The sequence below is a fragment of the Streptomyces sp. NPDC055749 genome (assembly GCF_053617235.1).
Genome location: NZ_JBSHFH010000086.1, coordinates 1 through 19,655 on the forward strand (window position 1 = coordinate 1; position 19,655 = coordinate 19,655).

Annotated in this window: 15 protein-coding genes and 1 pseudogene; 6 read left to right on the forward strand and 10 right to left on the reverse strand. The window is 70.1% G+C overall.

Annotated features, from left to right (window positions below):
- Together ACWGO0_RS35575 and ACWGO0_RS35580 are read right to left on the reverse strand one after the other, a co-directional pair.
- The coding region (locus ACWGO0_RS35575) for a LacI family DNA-binding transcriptional regulator (RefSeq protein WP_453544329.1) at window positions 1-992 on the reverse strand (992 nt) is incomplete at its 3' end.
- Window positions 993-1,112: 120 nt separating this feature from the next.
- A complete protein-coding gene (locus ACWGO0_RS35580; RefSeq protein ID WP_453544331.1) occupies window positions 1,113-4,307 on the reverse strand; it encodes a glycosyl hydrolase family 95 catalytic domain-containing protein in 3,195 nt (1,064 codons plus the stop codon).
- Between the two features lie 248 nt (window positions 4,308-4,555).
- Here ACWGO0_RS35580 and ACWGO0_RS35585 point away from each other — a divergent pair, with 248 nt between their 5' ends.
- The 3 genes and pseudogenes from ACWGO0_RS35585 (at window position 4,556) to ACWGO0_RS35595 (ending at window position 6,429) form a co-directional block, all read left to right on the forward strand.
- Window positions 4,556-5,200, forward strand: coding sequence for a HemK2/MTQ2 family protein methyltransferase (locus tag ACWGO0_RS35585; RefSeq protein WP_453544355.1), 645 nt, complete (start codon window positions 4,556-4,558; stop codon window positions 5,198-5,200).
- A gap of 13 nt (window positions 5,201-5,213) precedes the next feature.
- Entirely contained in the window at window positions 5,214-5,408 is a 195-nt protein-coding gene (locus ACWGO0_RS35590) for a CDGSH iron-sulfur domain-containing protein (RefSeq protein ID WP_453544333.1), read from the forward strand.
- Window positions 5,405-6,429 (forward strand): annotated as a pseudogene (locus ACWGO0_RS35595) (iron-containing redox enzyme family protein). The gene ACWGO0_RS35590 and the pseudogene ACWGO0_RS35595 overlap by 4 nt, the downstream one beginning before the upstream one ends.
- Before the next feature lie 111 nt (window positions 6,430-6,540).
- On the opposite strand, the gene ACWGO0_RS35600 reads toward ACWGO0_RS35595, so the two are convergent.
- A complete protein-coding gene (locus tag ACWGO0_RS35600; RefSeq protein ID WP_453544335.1) occupies window positions 6,541-6,945 on the reverse strand; it encodes a DUF5997 family protein in 405 nt (134 codons plus the stop codon).
- A 58-nt stretch (window positions 6,946-7,003) separates the two neighbouring features.
- On the opposite strand from ACWGO0_RS35600, the gene ACWGO0_RS35605 reads away from it, so the two are divergent.
- The 3 genes from ACWGO0_RS35605 to ACWGO0_RS35615 all read left to right on the forward strand — a co-directional run bounded on the left by ACWGO0_RS35605 (window position 7,004) and on the right by ACWGO0_RS35615 (window position 9,423).
- The gene (locus tag ACWGO0_RS35605) at window positions 7,004-7,777 is read left to right on the forward strand and encodes a LysR substrate-binding domain-containing protein (RefSeq protein ID WP_453544337.1); all 774 of its coding nucleotides are present in this window, start codon (window positions 7,004-7,006) and stop codon (window positions 7,775-7,777) included.
- Between the two features lie 90 nt (window positions 7,778-7,867).
- Entirely contained in the window at window positions 7,868-8,947 is a 1,080-nt protein-coding gene (locus tag ACWGO0_RS35610; RefSeq protein WP_453544339.1) for an NAD(P)H-dependent amine dehydrogenase family protein, read from the forward strand.
- Window positions 8,944-9,423, forward strand: coding sequence for a carboxymuconolactone decarboxylase family protein (locus tag ACWGO0_RS35615; RefSeq protein WP_453544341.1), 480 nt, complete (start codon window positions 8,944-8,946; stop codon window positions 9,421-9,423). Before ACWGO0_RS35610 ends, ACWGO0_RS35615 begins: the two co-directional genes overlap by 4 nt.
- Window positions 9,424-9,487: 64 nt before the next feature.
- Here the strand turns inward: ACWGO0_RS35615 and ACWGO0_RS35620 are convergent, their stop codons facing one another.
- The 7 genes from ACWGO0_RS35620 to ACWGO0_RS35650 all read right to left on the reverse strand — a co-directional run.
- Window positions 9,488-11,134 carry a GMC oxidoreductase gene (locus ACWGO0_RS35620; RefSeq protein WP_453544343.1) on the reverse strand — a complete coding sequence of 549 codons (1,647 nt, stop codon included), beginning with the start codon at window positions 11,132-11,134 and terminating at the stop codon, window positions 9,488-9,490.
- A gap of 137 nt (window positions 11,135-11,271) precedes the next feature.
- Window positions 11,272-12,111 carry a class I SAM-dependent methyltransferase gene (locus ACWGO0_RS35625; protein WP_453544345.1) on the reverse strand — a complete coding sequence of 280 codons (840 nt, stop codon included), beginning with the start codon at window positions 12,109-12,111 and terminating at the stop codon, window positions 11,272-11,274.
- 176 nt (window positions 12,112-12,287) lie between these two features.
- Window positions 12,288-15,110 carry an NHLP bacteriocin export ABC transporter permease/ATPase subunit gene (locus tag ACWGO0_RS35630; RefSeq protein ID WP_453544357.1) on the reverse strand — a complete coding sequence of 941 codons (2,823 nt, stop codon included), beginning with the start codon at window positions 15,108-15,110 and terminating at the stop codon, window positions 12,288-12,290.
- Between the two features lie 34 nt (window positions 15,111-15,144).
- Entirely contained in the window at window positions 15,145-17,436 is a 2,292-nt protein-coding gene (locus ACWGO0_RS35635) for an NHLP family bacteriocin export ABC transporter peptidase/permease/ATPase subunit (RefSeq protein WP_453544347.1), read from the reverse strand.
- Window positions 17,433-18,239 (reverse strand): HlyD family efflux transporter periplasmic adaptor subunit, encoded by an 807-nt coding sequence (locus ACWGO0_RS35640; protein ID WP_453544349.1) that lies wholly within the window; start codon window positions 18,237-18,239, stop codon window positions 17,433-17,435. The genes ACWGO0_RS35635 and ACWGO0_RS35640 overlap by 4 nt, the downstream gene beginning before the upstream one ends.
- A gap of 73 nt (window positions 18,240-18,312) precedes the next feature.
- On the reverse strand, window positions 18,313-18,540 hold the full coding sequence (locus ACWGO0_RS35645; RefSeq protein ID WP_453544351.1) for a type A2 lantipeptide: 228 nt from the start codon (window positions 18,538-18,540) through the stop codon (window positions 18,313-18,315).
- Window positions 18,541-18,974: 434 nt separating this feature from the next.
- On the reverse strand, window positions 18,975-19,655 hold a 681-nt coding region (locus ACWGO0_RS35650), incomplete at its 5' end, for an electron transfer flavoprotein subunit alpha/FixB family protein (RefSeq protein ID WP_453544353.1).

The following is a 19,655-nucleotide window of genomic DNA, read 5'->3' on the forward strand; positions in this document are numbered from 1 at the left end:
GCCGTCGCCACCGTGGCGGCGGCGCCCTCGCCGCGCAGCCGGCCCAGCAGCAGGTCCACCGCGTCGGACGCCGCACGGTCCAGATGAAGGTCGACGGCGGTCAGCGGCGGTTCGCAGGTGCGGGCACGCAGTCCGTCGTACCGGGTGACGACCATGACGTCGTCCGGTACGGACCGCCCGCTGTCCCGGATCGCCCGCACCGCGCCGACCGCGAACGCGTCCACCAGCGCGCAGACCGCGTCGATCTCTGGGTATTCGGCCAGCAGGGCGGCGCAGCATTCGTACCCTGCCTGCTCGCCGCCCGTCTCCGGTGCGCTCGCCACGACGGGCACCCAGCCCAACTGCTCGGCGACCCGCTCGTATGCCGCGAGCGCGTCGACCGATGAATGCCGTGAACCGGAGCCGATGATCAGCGCGGGCCGTCTGGCACCCTGCTCGTGCAGATGCGCCAGCAGCAACTCGGCGACGAGTCCGCCGCGCAGATCGACGTACGGCGACGTGTCCTCCGGCGACACCGGCCTGCCGAGCGACACGTAGGGCAGGCCGCGCTCCCTCAACTGGGCCGCAGCCGCGTCGTTCACATCCGGCTCGACGACGATGGCCCCGTCGATGTCGACGGAGTACAGCGCGGATCCGGACTGCGCGGGCGGCACGAGGACGAGCGCGTAGTCGTGCAGCAGGGCGCTTTCCGCGGCTGCTGCTGCGATCTCCATGTAGAAGCCGAGCCGCGACGGCCCACCGGCCACCGCGAACGGCATCGAAGAGGCGAGCGCGATGGCCTTCGCCTGCCCCCGGCGCAGCCTCTGGGCACGGAGATTCGGCCGGTAACCGAGCTCGGCGGCAGTCTGCTTGATGCGCTCCCTGGTCCGCGGATCGACCTTTCCGAGCCCGTTGAGCGCATGCGAGACCGTCGTACGGGACACCCCGGCGACACGTGCGACGTCGGCGATCGTCGGTGGCCTGGAGGCGGGACCGGAATCGGATGTTCGCATCGGCGGACGCTCCATGCGTGCTGAGGACGGGGACACCTCTATCTTCGCCGATCTCGGGGCAGCCCTGGTGCGGCCACGGCCACAGGGCCGATTTCCGGCCGCACCAGGCCCGAGTGCTGGTCAGGGTCTGACCGTCTTCACCTTCTTGTCGGCGCCGTTCACGCGGACGGTGACATTGCTCTGGTTCCGTGCCCGGTCGGCCACGATCCTGTAGGACGTGACCTTGCCGTCCTGCCACTCACAGCTGACCTCGTAACCGCCACGGGCGCGGAGCCCGGTGAAGGAACCCTTGGCCTTCCACTCGTCCGGCAGGGCGGGCAGCAGGTGGATGACCCCGTTGTGGCTCTGCAGGAGCATCTCCGCGACAGCGCCCGAGATACCGAAGTTGCCGTCCATCTGGAAGGGCGGGTGGTTGCAGAAGAGGTTGGGCAGCGTGTTGTAGGTCAGCAGCCCGCGCAGCATGATCCGGGCGCGGTGCCCGTCACCGAGGCGGGCGAAGAGGGCTGCCCGCCAGGGCCAGGTCCACGAGCGGCGGCTGTCGCCCGACACCGTTCCGGCCGTGAACGGGACGCCTTCCTTCTCGCCGCACCGTGCCTTCAGCGAGACGAGGGCGGCTGCCGCGAAGTCGGGGTTCTTCGGTGTGATCTGGCGGCCCGGGTACACCGCGAAGAGGTGCGAGGTGTGGCGGTGGATGTCGGTGGGGCTGTCGATGTCCTCCTGCCACTCCTGCAGTTGACCCCACTTGCCGATCTTGTTCGGCGCCAGGCGTGCCTGCATGTCGGCGACCTTCGCCCGGTAGGCGGGATCCGTGTCGAGCGCCGCCTCGCAGTCGAGGTAGTTCTGGAACAGGTCCCAGATGATCTGCTGGTCGTACATGACGCCGTCCTCGCGCGGCCCGTGCTCGGGGGACCAGCCGTTGGGCGCGACGAGGAGTCCGTCCTCGCGCTCCTTGAGCTCGTCCTCCCAGAACTCGCAGATCTCCTTGATCATCGGGTAGGCGACGGTCCGGAGGTAGGTCATGTCCTGGGTGAACGCCCAGTGCTCGTACAGGTGTTGTGCGTACCAGGCGCTCGCGACGGTGTTCCATTCCCAGGCGTTCCCACCGAAGATGCTCTGGCTGGTGCGGGCGGTCCAGCCGCGTGTGTCCTTGCCGAAGGCGTTGCGGGTCGCCACGCGGCTGGGCACCGCCACCTGCCTGATGAACTCGACGAGCGCCTCGTGGCACTCCGGGAGGTTCGTCGTCTCGGCCCCCCAGTAGTTCATCTGGACGTTGATGTTGGTGTGGTAGTCGGAGGCCCACGCCGGCTGGTTGTTGTCGTTCCAGAGACCCTGGAGATTGGCGGGCAGCCCGTTCGGGCGGGAGGAGCTGATCAGCAGGTACCGCCCGAAGTCGAACATGGTCTGTTCGAGGGTCGGGTCCTGCCCGCCCCCTGCGTAGCGCGCCAGCCGTGCGTCGGTCGGCAGGGCGACGACGGCGTCGTCGGACGTGCCCCAGGCGACGGCGACACGGTTCATGACGGCGCGCATCTCGCTGGTGTGCTCGTCGCGCAGGGCGTCGTAGGTCCGGGCGGCGGCCGTGGCGATTGCCTTGGCGACGAGCGGCTCCGGAGCGGCGCCCCGCCACCCGGCGGCTGCGTCGAGCTTGTAGTCGGTACGGGCGTCGAGGAGAAGGGTCAGGGTCGTGCAGCCGCTGAAGCGGAGCAGCTGCCCGTCGGCGCTGAACTCGCCGTCGGTGTGCACGGCCTCGACGGTGCACGCGTGCTTGAGGCCGTTGCCCATGACACCGCGGAAGGCGATCCGCCCCGCGCCGGCGTCGACGGTCGTGGGGGAGTCCTCCTGTCCGGACGTCAGGGAGATCGCTCCGGAGAGGCCCTGCGTGCTGTCCGATGTGTACCGCAGGACCATGACGTCGGCGGACCGGCTCGCGAAGGCCTCCCGCAGGACGCGCCGCCCCGGTGCGCCGAAGCGGGTGACGTGGACACCCTCGACGAAGTCGAGGGTGCGCTGGTAGTCGACGACCGCGCGCTGCGTGCGTGTGTCGAAGTCCTTGCCCTCCAGGGCGATCTCCGCGATCTGGAAGCCGGCGGAGTTCGCCCCGGGGGTCAGGGTGAGCCGGTAGGTGCGGTAGGCCGTGGTGTTGGTGAGCTGGAAGGTCCGGGCCTCGCCGCGGCCGGCGAAGGGTGCCCCGGGGTTTCGCGTGTCGAGGGTCACCCAGGCGGCACCGTCCTGCGATGCCTCAAGCACCCAGCCCTTCGGGTCGTCGTGCGGACGGTCCGGGGCGGTTGTCAGGGTGTACGCGGTGACGGCGGACTTGCGGGGGAGGTCGATCTGCCAGACGACCGCCGGTGCGGCGCCGTCGACCCGCCACACGGTGGCCGGATCACGGTCCACCGAGCTTGATATGTCCGTGGTCCCGGACCCGGTCCCGGACCCCTCGGCGTGCCCGCTCGGCGACGACAGGTACATCGAACCGCGCCCGCCGAGGTCCACGCCGGACAGACCGATCTCGCCCACCTGGAAGTGGCTGACTCCCGCCTTGGGGGCGAAGTCGAACCGGAAGTACCGGTAGGCCGTGGTGCCGGCGCAGGTGAATTCCTTCGTCTGGAGGCGGCTCTCGAACGGCGTCGCCAGGGAGCGGCTGTCCAGCGCGGTCCAGGTGGCGCCGTCGGCGGAACCGGAGAGCGTCCACTGCTGCGGGTCGCGCTCGGGGACGTCGTTGGCGCTGGTCAGACGGTAGGACCCGACCGCGACGGCGTCGGGCAGCTCGACCTGCCACTGCACCTTCGGGCCGGGCCCCACGACGCACCACTTGGTGCGCGGGTCGCCGTCGCTGGTCTTGTCGACACCTTCCGAGGGGGAGGTGTCGTACGGTCCCCCGGGGGCCGTGACCTTCGGGCGAGCGGCGAAGGTGACGACGAGATCACCGAAGTTCCGGTACGAGCCGAAGCCGGTCATCCCGGTGTCGAACTCGCCGTCCGGCTTGCCGGCGAGAGCGTTGTCGTAGTTGTTGACGCCACCCCACAGGCTCTGCTCGTTGAACTGGACGCGCTCCTGGTCGGGGTCGGCGAAGAGCATGCCGCCGAGTCGGCCGTTGCCGATGGGCAGGGCCTGCGACTGCCAGTCCATGGCAGGGACGGGGTACTTCAGCGCCTTGCGTGACAGCTTCGGCCACTGGACGGCCGTCGGCGCGGCCGTCGCGGCGAACGCCTGGCCCGCAGGGGTTCCGCCGGCCAGCTGAGTGAGCAGCGGTGCGAGGGCGAGGGCACCGCCGAACTTGAGGATGCTCCGTCGCTGCGGCTGGGAATCTTTGGGCACGCTGAGACCTCTCGACATATTGATCGGTTCTTTTGCGAAGATTGGCGGGAGCCGCAGCGCTGACCGCAGCGGTTTCGCCATTTTCACGGGGAATAGATCGGGTGTCTAGGGGTGTGCAGTGCCGACTCAAGTGGCAGCGGTGGGCCGGATGCCGGAGCCTGGAGGGGAAGTGGTCCAGGGCTGGAGGCGCCGTGAGCATCCCGGACTCCGTAGCGGCAACCGACCACGACGTCCCGTGGCCGGGCAGGATGCTGCGTCTGCCGGGCGTGTACAGCCCACAGGCCGACAGCCTGATGCTGGCGGCCGCCATGCGACGCGAGGGCATCGGTCCCGGCATGGAGGTCCTGGACCTCTGTACCGGCAGCGGCCTGCTGGCGATCCATGCCGCCCGGCTGGGCGCCCGGGTCACCGCCGTGGACATCAGCCGCCGTGCCGTCGCATCGGCCCGGCTGAACGCCGCCCTCGCCCGGCTGCCCGTGTCCGTGCACCGGGGCGACCTGCTCTCGGAACTGCGGGGCCACACGTTCGACGCGGTCGTCAGTAACCCCCCGTATGTCCCCGCCCCGAGCCTGTCCGTACCGCGACGGGGTGCCGGCCGCGCCTGGGACGCCGGGCTCGACGGCCGGATCGTGGTGAACCGGATCTGTGACGCCGCCCCGGCCTCATTGCGTCCCGGCGGACTGATGCTGATCGTCCACTCGGTGCTCAGTGGCCCCGAAGAGACCGTTCGCCGGCTCTCGGACGCCGGGATGGAGGCTTCCGTCAGTGACCGTATGGCCATTCCGTTCGGGCCCGTGACCCGCGGGCGACTGGCCTGGCTGCGCCACCGCGGACTGCTGCCGACCCACACCGAGCAGGAGGAACTGGTGGTGATCCGTGCCCGCAAGCTCTGAACCGCCGCGTCGCGTGGTGGTGGAACGAGACGGCCCGGTCCTCGTCGAAGGCCCGGTCGAAGTGACGACGGACGACGGACGGGTAGTGGTGTCCGAACGCTTCGTCGTGGCGATCTGCACCTGCCGCCGCAGCCGTATCCACCCCTGGTGCGACACCAGCCACCGCAGCCGGAAACCTGCCGAAGGAGCTGAGGACACCCCACCGTGACACCGACCCCTCTCGCGCTCCGCGACGCCGGAGAACCCGCACTCCCGGAGGCGCGCGGAGCGCTCTCGGAGCGCGTCCTCGCGACCCTGGCCGGACGGCCGAGCGTGCTGCCCCCGGACGAGGAGACCGGTCGCGCCGACCCGTACGGCGAGGATCTGCAACTCCTGCTGTACGTCCTCTACGAGCTGCACTACCGCGGCTTCGCGGAGGCGGACGAGAGCCTTGAATGGGACCCCGCACTGCTCGCGGTGCGCGCCGCCGCGGAGGGCGCCTTTCTCCGTGCGCTGCGCGAGGGAACATCGGGCGGAGCGGACGTGGCGGCGGCGGTGGACTCACTGCTCCTGGAACCCGCGGCCGGCGACGCGCGCAGCGTCAGCCACCACCTCCAGCGGGAGGGAACGCCCGAACAGCTCCGTGAGTACGCGGCGCTGCGCTCGCTCTACCACTTGAAGGAGACCCGCATCTGTGGGTGGTGCCGAGGCTCAGGGGCCGGGCCAAAGCGGCCATGGCCGCCGTCGAGTACGACGAGTTCGGAGCGGGCCGGGCCGAGAACATCCACGCCCGGCTGTTCGCCGATCTGATGGCGGACCTCGGGCTGAACACGGCGTACGGCGGCTACCTCGACGTCGTACCCGCCCAGGCCCTCGCGACCGTGAACCTGATGTCCCTGTTCGGACTGCACCGCAGGCTGCGCGGCGCGCTGGTCGGGCATTTCGCCACCGTGGAGATCACCTCGCCACCCGGCTCCCGGCGGCTGGCGCAGGCCCTGCGCCGTACCGGAGCGGGCGCTGCCGCGCAGCGCTTCTACGACGAGCACGTGGAGGCCGACGCGGTCCACGAGCAGGTGGTCCGCCGGGACGTGATCGGCGGACTGCTGGAGGACGAGCCCCGGCTCGCGCCGGACGTCGTCCTCGGTATCGAGGCCACCGGACTGCTGGAGGGCCGGCTCGCCGAACACCTGCTGGCGAGCTGGCGCGGCGGGCGTACGGCGCTGCGCTCGCCGCTCCCCGCCTGCCCCTGAGCTACCGGCCGGACCGGGTCCGGACGCGCCTCGGGCCTCTCGTTCGGACCGGGTGCCGGTGCGGCATGATCCGAACGAGAGGCCCGAGGGGTCTCGTACGTGACGAGTGGGTCAGGCGCGCGGTTCGCCGGCCTGGGCCTCGCGCTCCGCGTTCTTCTCCTTGATGCGGACGGTTTCCTTGCGGACCTCGGCCTGGGTCGCGCGCTCCTTCTGCAGCCACTCGGGGCTGTCGTTCTTGAGCGCGTCGATCTGCTCCGTGGTGAGCGCCTCGGTGACACCGCCACGGGCGAGGCCCGAGATGGAGATGCCCAGCTTGGCCGCGACCACCGGGCGGGGGTGCGGGCCGTTGCGACGCAGTTCCAGCAGCCACTCGGGCGGATTTGCCTGGAGCTCACTCAGCTCGGTGCGTGAGACGACACCCTCCTGGAACTCGGCGGGGGTGGCTTCGAGATACACACCCAGCTTCTTTGCCGCGGTTGCGGGCTTCATCGTCTGGGTGCTCTGGTGCGACGTCATGGTGTCAAGAGTATCGAGCATGTGCGCTACCTCCGACCACGACCGGTAGCCTGGCCGTGTGACAAGCCCGGAAGCACGCCCTTCGTTCCGGCTCGCGTACGTTCCGGGAGTGACGCCCACCAAGTGGGTGCGTATCTGGAACGAGCGACTGCCCGACGTCCCGCTGACCCTGGTCGCGGTATCCCCCGCCGAAGCCCCCGACGCGCTGCGGGGCGGTGACGCCGACGCCGGTTTCGTACGGCTGCCCATCGACAGGACGGCCCTCAGCGCGATCCCGCTCTACACCGAGACGACCGTCGTCGTGGTCCCGAAGGACCACCTCGTCGCAGCGGTGGAAGAGGTGTCCGCCGCGGATCTGGCCGATGAGATCGTGCTGCATCCCCTCGACGACACCCTCGACTGGGAAGCCGGTCTGCCGGGGAAGCCCGCGATCGAGCGCCCCGCCACGACGGAGGACGCGATCGAGCTGGTGGCGGCCGGAGTGGGCGTGCTCGTCGTCCCGCAGTCGCTCGCCCGTCTGCACCACCGCAAGGACCTCACCTACCGGCCCGTCCTGGAGGCCCCCGAGTCACGCGTCGCCCTGTCGTGGCCGGAGGAGGAGACCACCGAACTGGTGGAGGAGTTCATCGGGATCGTCCGCGGGCGGACCGTGAACAGCACACGCGGCCGGACGCCGACCCCGCCGCAGCCGAAGGGCAAGCGCGCCGAGGCCGCGGCCGCCAAGCGGAAGCCCGCCGGAGGCAAGCCGTCGGCCGCCAAGAACCCCCGGAGCGGTTCCGCGAGTGCCAAGGGCGCCAAGGGCGCCAAGCGAGGCAAGCCCCGCGGCCGGTAGGAACCGGCAGAGCGGACGATTGCCCGGCCCGTCCGGAAGGCATGGTGACGGGTCTAGGAACCTGTCATGCACCGCGCTACCCTCCGCCGCATGATTTCCACGGTTGTCTGGGGTACCGGCAATGTCGGCCGCGCTGCCATCCGCGCCGTCGACGCCCATCCGGCACTGGAACTGTCCCACGTGCTCGTCCACGACCCCGCCAAGACCGGCCGCGACGCGGGCGATCTCGGCGGCCTCGGCCGCGACCTCGGCGTCGCCGCGACCGACGAGATCGGCGCGGTACTGGCCGCCCGGCCCGACGCCGTCGTGTACGCGGCCTCCGGCGACATCCGCCCCGACGAGGCACTCGCCGACATCTGCCGGGCGATCGGCGCGGGAGCCGTCGTCGTCACCCCCGCGGTCTACGGGCTCTACGACCAGCTGAACGCCCCGCCGGAGCTGCGGGAACCCGTGCTCGCGGCCATCGCCGAAGGCGGGGGCTCGCTGTTCGTCTCCGGCGTCGACCCCGGCTGGGGCAACGATGTCCTGCCGCTGCTGATCAGCGGCCTCGGCTCCGTGGTGGACGCCGTCCGCTGCCAGGAGATCTTCGACTACTCCACGTACGAGCAGGAGGAGTCGGTCCGCGACCTGATCGGTATGGGCCGGCCGATGGACTACGAGCCACTGATGCTCGCGCCGTACATTCCGACCATGGTGTGGGGCGGACAGATACGCCTGATGGCCAGGGCCCTCGGTGTCGAACTCGACGAGATCCGCGAGACCATGCACCGGCGTCCGCTCGAAGCCACGGTGAGCACCAGGACGATGGGCGACTTCGAGGCCGGTATGCAGGGCGCGGTGCGGTTCGAGGTCCAGGGCATCGTCGGGGGCGAACCCCGCATCGTCATCGAGCACATCACCCGTATCCATCCGTCCTGCGCGCCGGACTGGCCGACGCCGCCCGACGGCGACGGGGCACACCGCGTGATCATCGAAGGCCGCCCGCGCATCGAGGTCACGGTCACGGCCGACGACGAGGGCGAGAACCGTTCCGCGGGCGGGAACGCCACCGCGGTCGGCAGGCTGGTCGGCGCCATCGACTGGCTCGTGGCCGAGAAACCCGGACTCTACGACGCGCTCGACATCCCGCTGCGCCCCGCCGTGGGCAGGCTCGGAAGGAGACACCGATGAACATCGACATCCCCGAGGGCAAGGACGCCATCGCATACGTATGGGGCGAGATGGTCCCCGGCATCGGGATCGCCGCCTCGAACCTCTCGATGTCCGTGTACGAGCACACGACGCTCGGCCTCCGCGAGTTCGAGGCCGCGCGGCTGCGCGTCGCACAGATCAACGGGTGCGCGTTCTGTCTGGACTGGCGGACCGAACGCGACGGACAGAAGGTCGAGGCGGAGTTCGCCGAGTCGGTGACCCAGTGGCGTACGACCGAGGCCTTCGACGACCGGACGCGGCTGGCCGCCGAATACGCCGAGCGGTACGCGCTGGACCACCACGGCTTCGACGACGCGTTCTGGAGCCGGATGACCGCGCTCTACAGCCAGTCGGAGATCGTGGAGCTCAGCATGAGCATCGGATCCTGGCTGGCGTTCGGCCGGCTCAACCATGTGCTGGGCCTCGACACGGTCTGCGTGCTGCCCGGGCACTGATGCGGTACGGGTGGGCCGGCCGAACCCCGCGGATCGTCGGCACACGGGGCCTTCGTACGGGTCGTCACAGGTCGGTGGCGATGATCCTCTCGATGTTCCTTTCGGCGAGCGCGGTGATCGTGACGAACGGATTGACGCTCGTATTGCCCGGGATCAGCGCGCCGTCGATGACGTACAGGCCGGAGTAGCCGCGCAGGCGACCGTAGTTGTCGGTGGCCTTGTCCAGCACCGCGCCGCCGAGCGGGTGGTACGTCAGGTGGTCGCCCCAGATCTTGTAGAGGCCGAAGAGGTCGGTCCGGTAGATCGTTCCCTCCTTCGAGTTGATTCTGTCGAAGATCGACTTGGCCATGTCGATGGACGGCTGCTTCCAGGCGGTCTGCCAGTCCAGGTCCACACGGCCCGCCGCGGCGTTCCAGGTGAACCGGGCCCGGTTGGGGTTCTTGGTGATCGACAGATAGAACGACGCGTACGTCTCGATCCCCGTCGGCAGCGGCGCGATCTCGGCGAACGCGCCGCCCGCAGCCCAGTTGTCGATGCCGGAACACGGGATGCTCGACTGGACGGCGCCCGTCGGGTCCCACATGTGGTTGGCGCGCCCGCACATGACGTTGCCGTTGTCGCCCCAGCCCCTGCCGATCTCGTCGTTCAGCGCGGGCAGCGCCCCCGTGGCCTTGAGCTTGGTCAGCAGCTTGCTCGTGCCGACGCTGCCGGCCGCGAAGAACACCTTGTCCGCGGTCACCGTCTTGGTGGCCGCCGTGCCGCCGGTGGTGGTGAGCTGGTCGATGACGACCGTGTAGCCGCCGCCGGGGGACGGGGCGACGGAAGTGACCTTGTGCAGCGGTGAGATGGTCACCATGCCGGTCGCCCTGAGCTGGGCGAGGTAGGTCTGCTGGAGCGACTTCTTGCCGTAGTTGTTGCCGTACAGGATCTCGCCGGCCAGCGCCGACTTGGGGACCGTTCCCGCCGCCTCCTGCTTCATGTAGTCCCAGTCGTACACATCGGGCACGAAGACGAACGGGAAGCCCGAGCGCTGGGCGTGCTTGCGGCCGACGCGGGCGTAGCGGTAGCAGTCGGCGGAGTCGAACCAGGCCGGGTCGACGCTGCTGACCCCGAGGCCGGCGTTGGCCCGCGGGTAGTAGGTGCTGTACATCTCCTCGGCGTTCACCGTGGGGAGGACGGCGCCGAAGTTCTCACGTCTGGGGGTGACGGCCATCCCGCCGTTGACCAGCGAGCCACCGCCGACGCCGCGGCCCTGGTAGACCGTGATGCCGCTGAAGTCCTCGGCGTCCAGGATGCCGGTGTAGCTGGGGACGTTCTTGTCGATCGGGAAGCCCAGGAAGTTACTGAGGGGCTGCTTGGTCCGGGTGCGGAGCCAGAACGACCGGTAGTCGGGCGTGGTCGTGTTGGCGAAGATCTTGCCGTCAGGACCGGGGGTGTCCCAGGACATGCCCATCTCGACCATGTGGACGTGGACACCCGCCCGCGCGAGACGCAGGGCGGCGACGGAGCCGCCGTAACCGGTGCCGATCACGAGCGCCGGTACATGCTGCCCGGTGCCGATCACCGAGGCTGCGGCAGGGGCGGCCCACGCGCGGGCCGCGGATAACGGACCGGCGAGGGCCGCGGCCCCGAGAACTGAACCCGTTCCTGCGATCAGACGGCGGCGTGAGACACCCTTGGCGGCTCTGCCGCCGGGGCTGGAATCGCTCATTTCACGTTCCTCACTCTCGATGGAATGGGAACGAGTTCTACTGTCAGTCGCGCAATAAGTCACGACATACCGGTCGGTAATGTGGCGCGGACGGCGGGTGGCGGCGCCGCTGCCGTTGCCCACCACCCGCTGGGCCGTCAGCCGCGCTTGTGCGCGGTGACCAGCAGGTATTCCCACTCCATGCCGGACGATCCGGTCTCATCGGCATGACGCGACGCGAGGTCGTCGAGAGCGCTGTCCAGCGCGGCGACCTGCTCCGGGTCCTCCGCGATGTTCCGGTACGTGGCGATGGTCGGCCCGTAATTGGCCTTGAAGAACTCCCTGAAGTCGCCGGGCTTACCGAACAGCTCGACCCGCACCGTCCGCCGCTGTGCATCGACGTCCGTCACCCGGTCGCCGAGCAGAGCGCGGACGTGGTCCTCCCGGCCCCACAGCGGCGGGGGCTGCGCCCCGGGCGGAGGCTTGGGGGCGTACGGCTTCATTGCAGCGAACATCTGGCCGATGAACCCCTCCGGCGTCCAGTTGAGCAGGCCGATCGTGCCGCCCGGACGGCAGACGCGGATCAGCTCGTCCGCGCCCGCCTGGTGATGCGGGGCGAACATGACGCCCACGCACGACATCACGGTGTCGAACGCGTCGTCGGCGAAGGGCAGCGCCTCCGCGTCGCCCACCCGCCACTCCAGCTCGGCGCCGCGCCCGGCCGCGAACTCCTGCCCGGCCTCCAGCAGTTCGGGCGTCAGGTCGCACGCCACGACGTCCGCGCCGGCCAGGGCCGCGGGGATGGCGGCGTTGCCCGAACCGGCCGCGACGTCCAGGACGCGTTCGCCGCTCCGTACACCGCAGGCCCGGACCAGATCAGGTCCGAGGTCCGGGATCAGCTGGGTGGCCACGGCGGCGTAGTCACCCAGCGCCCACATCTTCCGGTGCCTGGTCTTGAGCGCTCGGTCGGCTTCGACGGCATCGGTTGCTTCGGTCATGACGGCTCTCCTCGGGAGTGCTTCCAACGGCCGCCCGGCAGCCTTCCGTCACCCGACCGGAACTCTCCGCACGCGCCCTGCCACCGAGAGTAGGAGCGCGCGGGGGATCCATGACCCGTACGGAAGCCTGCTGACCCCATTCGGCCGGGACATTCGGCCCGGACGGACCGAGCCCTCTACTGCATCTGGCGCCGCACCAACTCGTGCAGCCGTCCGCCCGAGTCCGCGAGCAGCTCGGCGGGCGGACCCTGCTGGACGACGCGGCCCTCCGACATGACGACCACCCGGTCGGCGTCCAGCACCGTCGAGAGCCGGTGCGCGATCACGACCCGGGTCGCGCGCAGCGCCCGGGTGCTCTCGATCACGACGCGCTGCGTCTCGTTGTCCAGTGCGCTGGTGGCCTCGTCGAAGAACAGGATGCGGGGACGGCGTACGAGCGCCTGGGCGATCATCAGCCGCTGGCGCTGGCCGCCGGAGATGGCGCCGCCACCGGCGATCATGGTGTGCAGCCCCATCGGCATCAGCTTGATGTCCTCGGCCAGTCCCGCCAGTGCGGCAGCCTCCCAGACCTCCTCCTCGGTGAAGACCTCGGAGCCGCTGATGCACTCCAGGATCGATCCGGTGAAGGGCTGGGCGTTCTGCAGCACCACCCCGCACTGGCGGCGTACGGCCGCCTGGTCGAGAGCCGTCAGGTCCTGACCGTCGTACAGGACGCTCCCCGTGACCGGCCGGTCGAAGCCGATGAGCAGCCTGAGCAGCGTCGACTTCCCGCAGCCGCTGGGGCCCACGACCGCCACGAACTCGCCGGCCCCCACCTTCAGCGACACCTCGTCCAGCACCGCGGGACCGTCGTCCGTGTACCGGAAGGAGACCCCTTTGACCTCGATCTCCCCGGACAGCGGCCCCGGCTGTGTGCTGGCACCGCGCACCTCGGGTGCCTCGTCGAGCACCGGCTTGATCTGCTCGAACATCGGCAGAGCCGCCGCGGCCGATACGAAGGCCCCCGTGAGCTGGGTGACCGAGGTCAGCAGCATCGTCACGGAGGTGTTGAACGTCAGAAAGGCGCTGGCCGACAGCGACCCGCTGGCCGGTCCCGCCAGCAGGACGAACATGGCCAGGGAACACAGCGGCAGATACGTCGCGTTGAGGACCGTCGTCAGATTCTTGATCCGGCCGGCCCGCTGCTGGAGCTCACGGCTCCGGGCGAACTCCCGCGCCCACGCGGCGTACGCGAAGCTCTCCGCCCCCGCCACGCGCAGCTTGGGCAGCCCGCGCAGCGTCTGGAACGCCTGGTTGTTGAGCTTGTTGCCGAGCTCCACCAGACTGCGCTGCCACCGCAGTTCCCACATCCCCATGGTGAGGAACACCGCGACGATCACGATCAGCATCCCGATCGCCGCCAGCGCCAGCGGCACGCTGAACCAGAACAGCAGGACGAGATTCATCACGCCGACCGTGCCCGCCTGCATGGCGACCGGGCCTACGCCCGACAGCACCCGCCGGATCGCACTGACACCCATCGCCGCGCTCGCCAGCTCGCCGGTGGAGCGCTCCGCGAAGAACGAGGTCGGCAGCCGCAACAGCCGGTCCCACACGGCCGGTTGGAGGGTGGACTCGATGCGTCCCTCCATCCGCAGGACCGTGAGGTTCTGCAACAGCATGAAGGCGGCCGAGACCACCGCGGTGATGATCACGGCGAGCGAGACCTGCGCGATGAGACCGGTGTCGGCGTTGGGCACATAGACACCGAGGATCTGGCCGGTCGCGACCGGGACCAGCGCGCCGAGCCCGACCGTCGCAAGACCGGCCAGGGCAAGGCCGCGCAGATCGGCCCCCGTACCCCGCAGACCGAAGCGCATCAGCTGCCACTTGCCCATGGGCCGCTCGGGCAGGGGGCGGTAGAACATGACGGCGCGCTGCTCGAAGTCGGCGGCGCTGCTTTTGTCCACACGGGATCTGCGGCCGGTCACCGGATTGACCGCCTCGTAACCGCCCCGGCGCCACAGGAGGGCGACCGGGGTACCCGTCGCGGACCGGTGGCCCACCAGCGGTCCGGCGTTCTCCCGCCACCAGCGACCGGTCAGCCGGACCGCACGGGTCCGGACACGCGAGTGGACCGCGACCCGCTCGACCGGGTCGGTCCGGTCGTCCAGGACATCGCCCGGCGGGGGCTGCGAGAGCGTGATGCCGGCCGCCCCGGCGACCAGCACGCACGCCGCGTACGTGGCATCGTCACCGGCCGCCGCGGCCGGGGACGCGCCCCTCCTGGTACGGCCGATGGAGGTCAGCAGAGCCCGGTCGGCCTCGTCCCGTACGGCTTCGCCCGCCTTGATGCCGGCCGCCGCCCGGTCCTCGTGCGCACGCTCGAGACGCTCGATCCAGCGGTCGAGCGCGGACAGCAACCGGTACTGCCGGTTGACCATGCCCTGCCACAGCTCGCCGTCGACGAGCAGATCACCGGCCGCCTCCGCGCTGAACGCGGCGCCGTACTGCACGCTGCCGGGCGAGACCGGGAGCCACAGGATGTCGTCGTCGGCCGCCGTCTCGTCGAGAGCGGTCCTGCCGTCCAGCGGAGCTTCGAACAGGACGCGCTGACCGCGTCCCACCCCCAGGGAGAAGGCGTGCTCCAGCAGACTCAGCGTGCCGTCCCCGGAGTCGTACCGGCTGAGGTACTGGCCCTCTTGGGTGCCGGGATACGGAAACTCGGGCCGGTACAGCTCCCGCAACGCGATCCGGCGCAGCACACAGCCCTCCAGGGGCCTGCCGATCAGGGTGTGCTGCGGCCCCTCGACCGGACCCAGCAGCAGCGTGCCCGGTTCCAGCCGGCCCAGGAAATGCCAGTGCCCCTGCTCCACGGTGTCGACCGCGAACAGGTCGAGCGCGCCGTCCAGCACGAGCCACAGCACCTGCGGCCCTTCGAGCGAAAGGCTGCGCAGACCGGTGCATTCGACCTGCTGGCCGAGGCCCCCCAGCGCACCGATGACCGCGTCGTGCCCCATGGCGGGGTCCGCGACCGGGTGTACGGATACCACCTCAGTGCTCCTTGACCAGCTGGGCGTACGGTCCCGCGGCGGCGACCAGATCCTCGTGCCGCCCCCGCTCGACCACGGAGCCGTGGTCCAGGACCACGATCTCGTCGCTGTCGCGGACAGTGCTCAGCCGGTGCGCGATCACCACGCAGGCGCAGCCGCGCCGCCGCAGACCGTCGATGACGACTCGCTCGGTCTCCGCGTCCAGGGCACTGGTGACCTCGTCGAGCACGAGGACACTCGGTCGGCGCACGAGCGCCCTGGCGATCTCCAGACGCTGGCGCTGGCCGCCGGAGAAATTGCGCCCGTCCTGCTCCACGCGGCTGTGAATGCCACCGGGCCTGCGGGCGACGACCTCGTACAGCGCCGCGTCCTGGAGGGCCGAGACCACCGCGTCGTCCGGGACCGACGGGTCCCACAGGGCCACGTTGTCCCGGACCGTTCCCTCGAAGAGGAACACGTCCTGGTCGACGAAGGAGACCGAAGCGGCCAGCGCGCCCCGGGGAATGTCCTCAAGACGCTGGCCGTCGATGCGGATCGTGCCTTCCCACGGGCTGTAGAGACCCGAAATCAGCCGGGAGACAGTGGACTTGCCACTGCCGGACCCGCCGACGAGCGCCACCTGCTGCCCCGGCCCGACCGACAGCGAGAAGCCGGTCAGCAGCGGCTTGTCGAGCGGGCTGTAGCCGAAGGTGATCTCCTCCAGCGTCACATGCCCCTTCAGCCTGCGCGTGCTCGACGAGGTCTCGCCCCGCGCGTACAGCGGGTCCACGGGGAAGTTCTCCACATCCTTCAGCCGGGCCACGTCCGCCGCGAAGTCCTGGATGCGGCCCGCCACCCCGTTGAGCCGGGTGACCGGGGCGGTGAACCGGGTCACCAGCGCCTGGAAGGCGACCAGCAGCCCGATCGAGACAGCGCCCTCGACCGCGCGCAGCCCGCCGATCCAGAGAATCAGCGCGCTGTTGAGCGTGGCCAGGGCGGGGGCGACGATGCCCAGCCACGCACTCGGCACACCGAGACGCTGCTGTTCGTCCAGCGTGGTCGCATGCTGTCCCGCCCAGCGGCGGAAGTACCCGTCCTCGCCGCCGGTGGCCTTCATCGTCTCGATCAACTGCAGCCCGGTGTAAGAGGTGTTGGTCAGGCGGGCGCTGTCGGCCCGCAACTTCTGGGTGCCGGTCGCCCGCAGATGGATGACGACGCGCATCGCGACGACGTTGAGGAGGGCGATGCCCACACCGATGACGGTCAGCTGCGGATCGTACGTCCAGAGCAGGGCGGCGTAGAGCAGGACGACGACCCCGTCCACGCCCGCCGCTGTGAGATCCCGGGCGAGTGTCTCGGCCACCGTGTCGTTGGACTGGAGACGCTGGACGAGATCCGCGGGGCTGCGCTGGGAGAAGAAGGTGACCGGCAGCCTGAGCAGATGCCGGAAGAACCGGGCGCTGCCGAGTGTGGACGAGATGATGCGCCCGCGCAGCAGGTTCGCCTGCTGCAGCCAGGTCAGTACGACGGTGAGCGCCACCATGGTGCCCATCGCCGCGAACAGCACACCCAGCAACGACCGCTGATCACCGATCAGGAACATGTCGATGTACGTACGGCTGAGCGCCGGCAGCGTGGCGCCGACGGCAACGAGCAGAAGGCTGGCGAGCAGTGCGGCCAGCATTGTGCCGGAGGTGCCGCGCAGCCGTGCGGGCATGGCCCGCATGACGCCGGGCTTCCGGCCGCCGCGCCGGAAGCCGTCGTCGGGTTCGAGGACGAGGACGATGCCGGTGAAGCTGGTGTCGAAGTCCTCCGCGGGCACGAACCTGCGGCCCTTGTCCGGGTCGTTGATGTGCACCCCACGCCGTCCGAACCGGCGCCCCATGCCGTCGTACACGACGTAGTGGTTGAACTCCCAGAACAGGATGGCCGGGGCCCTGACCTCCGCGAGCGCGGCGGGTTCCATCTGCATGCCCTTGGCCCGCAGCCCGTAACTACGGGCCGCTTTCAGTACGTTGCTGGCCCGCGAGCCGTCGCGCGAGACACCGCAGGCGATCCGCAGCTCCTCCAGCGGCACATGCCTGCCGTAGTGCGCCAGCACCATGGCCAAGGAGGCGGCGCCGCACTCCAGTGCCTCCATCTGGAGCACGGTCGGAGTGCGGACGGTCTTCGGCTTCGGCGCCTTCGGCGCCTGCCGGGCACGTGAACGGCCCCTGTCGACGGGCGCCTTGCCCGGACGGTGCCGGCCCCGTCCTGGCGGCGGGAGCTGCTGCGTCGAGGGGGTGGCCTGCGGGGCGGTCTGCGGGGCGGTCACGGGAGCAGCCAATCGATCGGGCGCTGGTCGGCCAGGTGGACGACGCCCGTGGCGGGGGTCATGGAGTCGATCGCGTACGACGGGCCCTGCTGCGAGGACCACCGGTAGCCGGATTTCGTGCCTGGCGAACGGTCGAGCTCCACGAGGACCGCGACCGGCCTGCCGTGGAGCGAGAACTGCTCGCCCAGCTGGGCGTCACCGAGGGAGCGGGCGATCTGCTGCCGGGTCAGGGAGGTCCTGCCGACCGCCTTCACCTTTCCGCGCAGCACACCGAACTGCTGAGCCGGCACGGACTGAACGGTGAGGTCCACCGAGGCTCCGATCGGAACGGCCTGTCCGCTGTCGCCCGGCACGTACAGCACAGCCATCAGCGGATCGTCGGCGCTGTCCATCCGCTCCACGCTCGCCACGTCCGCTCCGGTGGCGACCACGGCGCCGATCGTGGCCGAGAGTGCGGTCAGCCGGCCTGCGGCGATCGTCCGCACGACTCGGTCCCCTTGCTCCGTACGGACTTTGAGCAGGGGTGAACCGGCCGGAAGTGTCGCGCCCTCTTCGGCGAGTACGTCGGTGATCTGGCCCGCGACGGGGCTCTGGAGCACGTAGCTGCCCTGCGCGTGCGTGAGGATGCCTGGCGCGCCCCGGGTGGAGGAGACGGTGCCCGTCATGGCCCAGAAGCAGGCCGCGGCCATGACGGCCACGGTGACGCCGAGGACGAGCCGGCCCTGCGGGCGGGCGAAACGCACGGGGAGGTCGAGCTCCTCCGGCGACTGGAGCTTGGAAAGGGCCTGCTGGCGGAAGCGCACGGAACTCTTCCCTCACCTGTCGCTTTCGGCGATGAGCCCCGGAACCGAAGGGTTCCGGGGCGCACGCACAATCTCAGAGACCGGCGACGAGACCGGTGGCCATGCCGCTGACGGCGCCGGTGTTGACACCGGTGGTCGAGGCGACGAGGCCCGTGGCCGAACCGACGATGCCGGAGACCGGGGCGATCGAGTCGGCGGTGGCGGTGACGTTGCCGAGGACGCCACCGACGAGGCCGCCGGAGACGTTGTCGAGGTCGGCGTCGGAAATCTCGAGGGTCTCGACCTGGGGGGTGAAGTTCATGACTGCGCTGCCCTTCGTGTGGCTATTCAGAATCCGTGAACGCCTTTGCGCGCTCCCGGCATTGGCCAGGATCAAAGCACGGCGAAGCCCGGCGCAGCGAATCGAACAGTGCCTGATCAGGGGTTCTGGCCTTCATTTAAATGGCTTTACGTGCAGGCGTGTTCATCTTCTGCGAGTGGCTTCCACATGAGCTTCACCGGATGAATTCCCTTTGGTCGGAACTCCTTTTGCCGTTACTCGGACACTTCCGCCCCAAAGACCTGTGCCCGCCCCGCTGTCCGGGCGGTCCGTCCGCTGCCGTGTGCGCGGGCGTGACCGGTCTGCGCATGCGGTGTGCAGGTTCCGCATACCGTTCCGGTTCTTCTCCGGAGAGGCGGGAAACGCAAAGGCCCGGGCGGTCTGCCCGGGCCCTGCGAACGCGAGTCTGCTGCTTGTCAGCCCTTGCGGGTCTGGATTTCCTGGGTGAGTTGGGGGACGACGGTGAAGAGGTCTCCGACGATGCCGTAGTCGACGAGGTCGAAGATGGGTGCTTCGGCGTCCTTGTTGATCGCGACGATGGTCTTGGAGGTCTGCATGCCGGCGCGGTGCTGGATGGCGCCGGAGATGCCGGAGGCGATGTAGAGCTGGGGGGAGACGGACTTGCCGGTCTGGCCGACCTGGTTGGTGTGGGGGTACCAGCCGGCGTCGACGGCGGCGCGGGAGGCGCCGACGGCCGCGCCGAGGGAGTCTGCGAGGGCCTCGATGATGTGGAAGTTCTCCGCGCCGTTGACTCCGCGTCCACCCGAGACGACGATCGCGGCCTCGGTGAGCTCGGGGCGCCCGGTCGACTCCCGCGGGGTGCGCGAGGTGATCTTCGTGCCGGTGGCGGTGGCACTGAAGGTGACGGGGAGGGTTTCCAGGGTGCCGGCGGCGGGGGCGGGCTCGACGGGGGCGGAGTTCGGCTTCACCGTGATGACGGGGGTGCCGCGGGTGATGCGGGACTTGGTGGTGAACGACGCGGCGAACGCGGCCTGCGTCGCGACCGGGCCCTCATCACCGGCTTCGAGGTCGGTGGCGTCGGTGATGAGACCCGAGCCGGTACGGACCGCGAGACGGGCGGCGATCTCCTTGCCCTC

Excerpts from the sequence above, each read along its gene's own strand:
- ACWGO0_RS35585 (WP_453544355.1), top strand. The coding sequence starts at position 4,556 with ATGCTGCGTCTGCCGGGCGTGTACAGCCCACAGGCCGACAGCCTGATG.
- ACWGO0_RS35600 (WP_453544335.1), bottom strand. The coding sequence starts at position 6,945 with ATGACGTCGCACCAGAGCACCCAGACGATGAAGCCCGCAACCGCGGCA.
- ACWGO0_RS35610 (WP_453544339.1), top strand. The coding sequence starts at position 7,868 with ATGATTTCCACGGTTGTCTGGGGTACCGGCAATGTCGGCCGCGCTGCC.
- ACWGO0_RS35615 (WP_453544341.1), top strand. The coding sequence starts at position 8,944 with ATGAACATCGACATCCCCGAGGGCAAGGACGCCATCGCATACGTATGG.
- ACWGO0_RS35620 (WP_453544343.1), bottom strand. The coding sequence starts at position 11,134 with ATGAGCGATTCCAGCCCCGGCGGCAGAGCCGCCAAGGGTGTCTCACGC.
- ACWGO0_RS35625 (WP_453544345.1), bottom strand. The coding sequence starts at position 12,111 with ATGACCGAAGCAACCGATGCCGTCGAAGCCGACCGAGCGCTCAAGACC.
- ACWGO0_RS35630 (WP_453544357.1), bottom strand. The coding sequence starts at position 15,110 with ATGGGGCACGACGCGGTCATCGGTGCGCTGGGGGGCCTCGGCCAGCAG.
- ACWGO0_RS35645 (WP_453544351.1), bottom strand. The coding sequence starts at position 18,540 with ATGAACTTCACCCCCCAGGTCGAGACCCTCGAGATTTCCGACGCCGAC.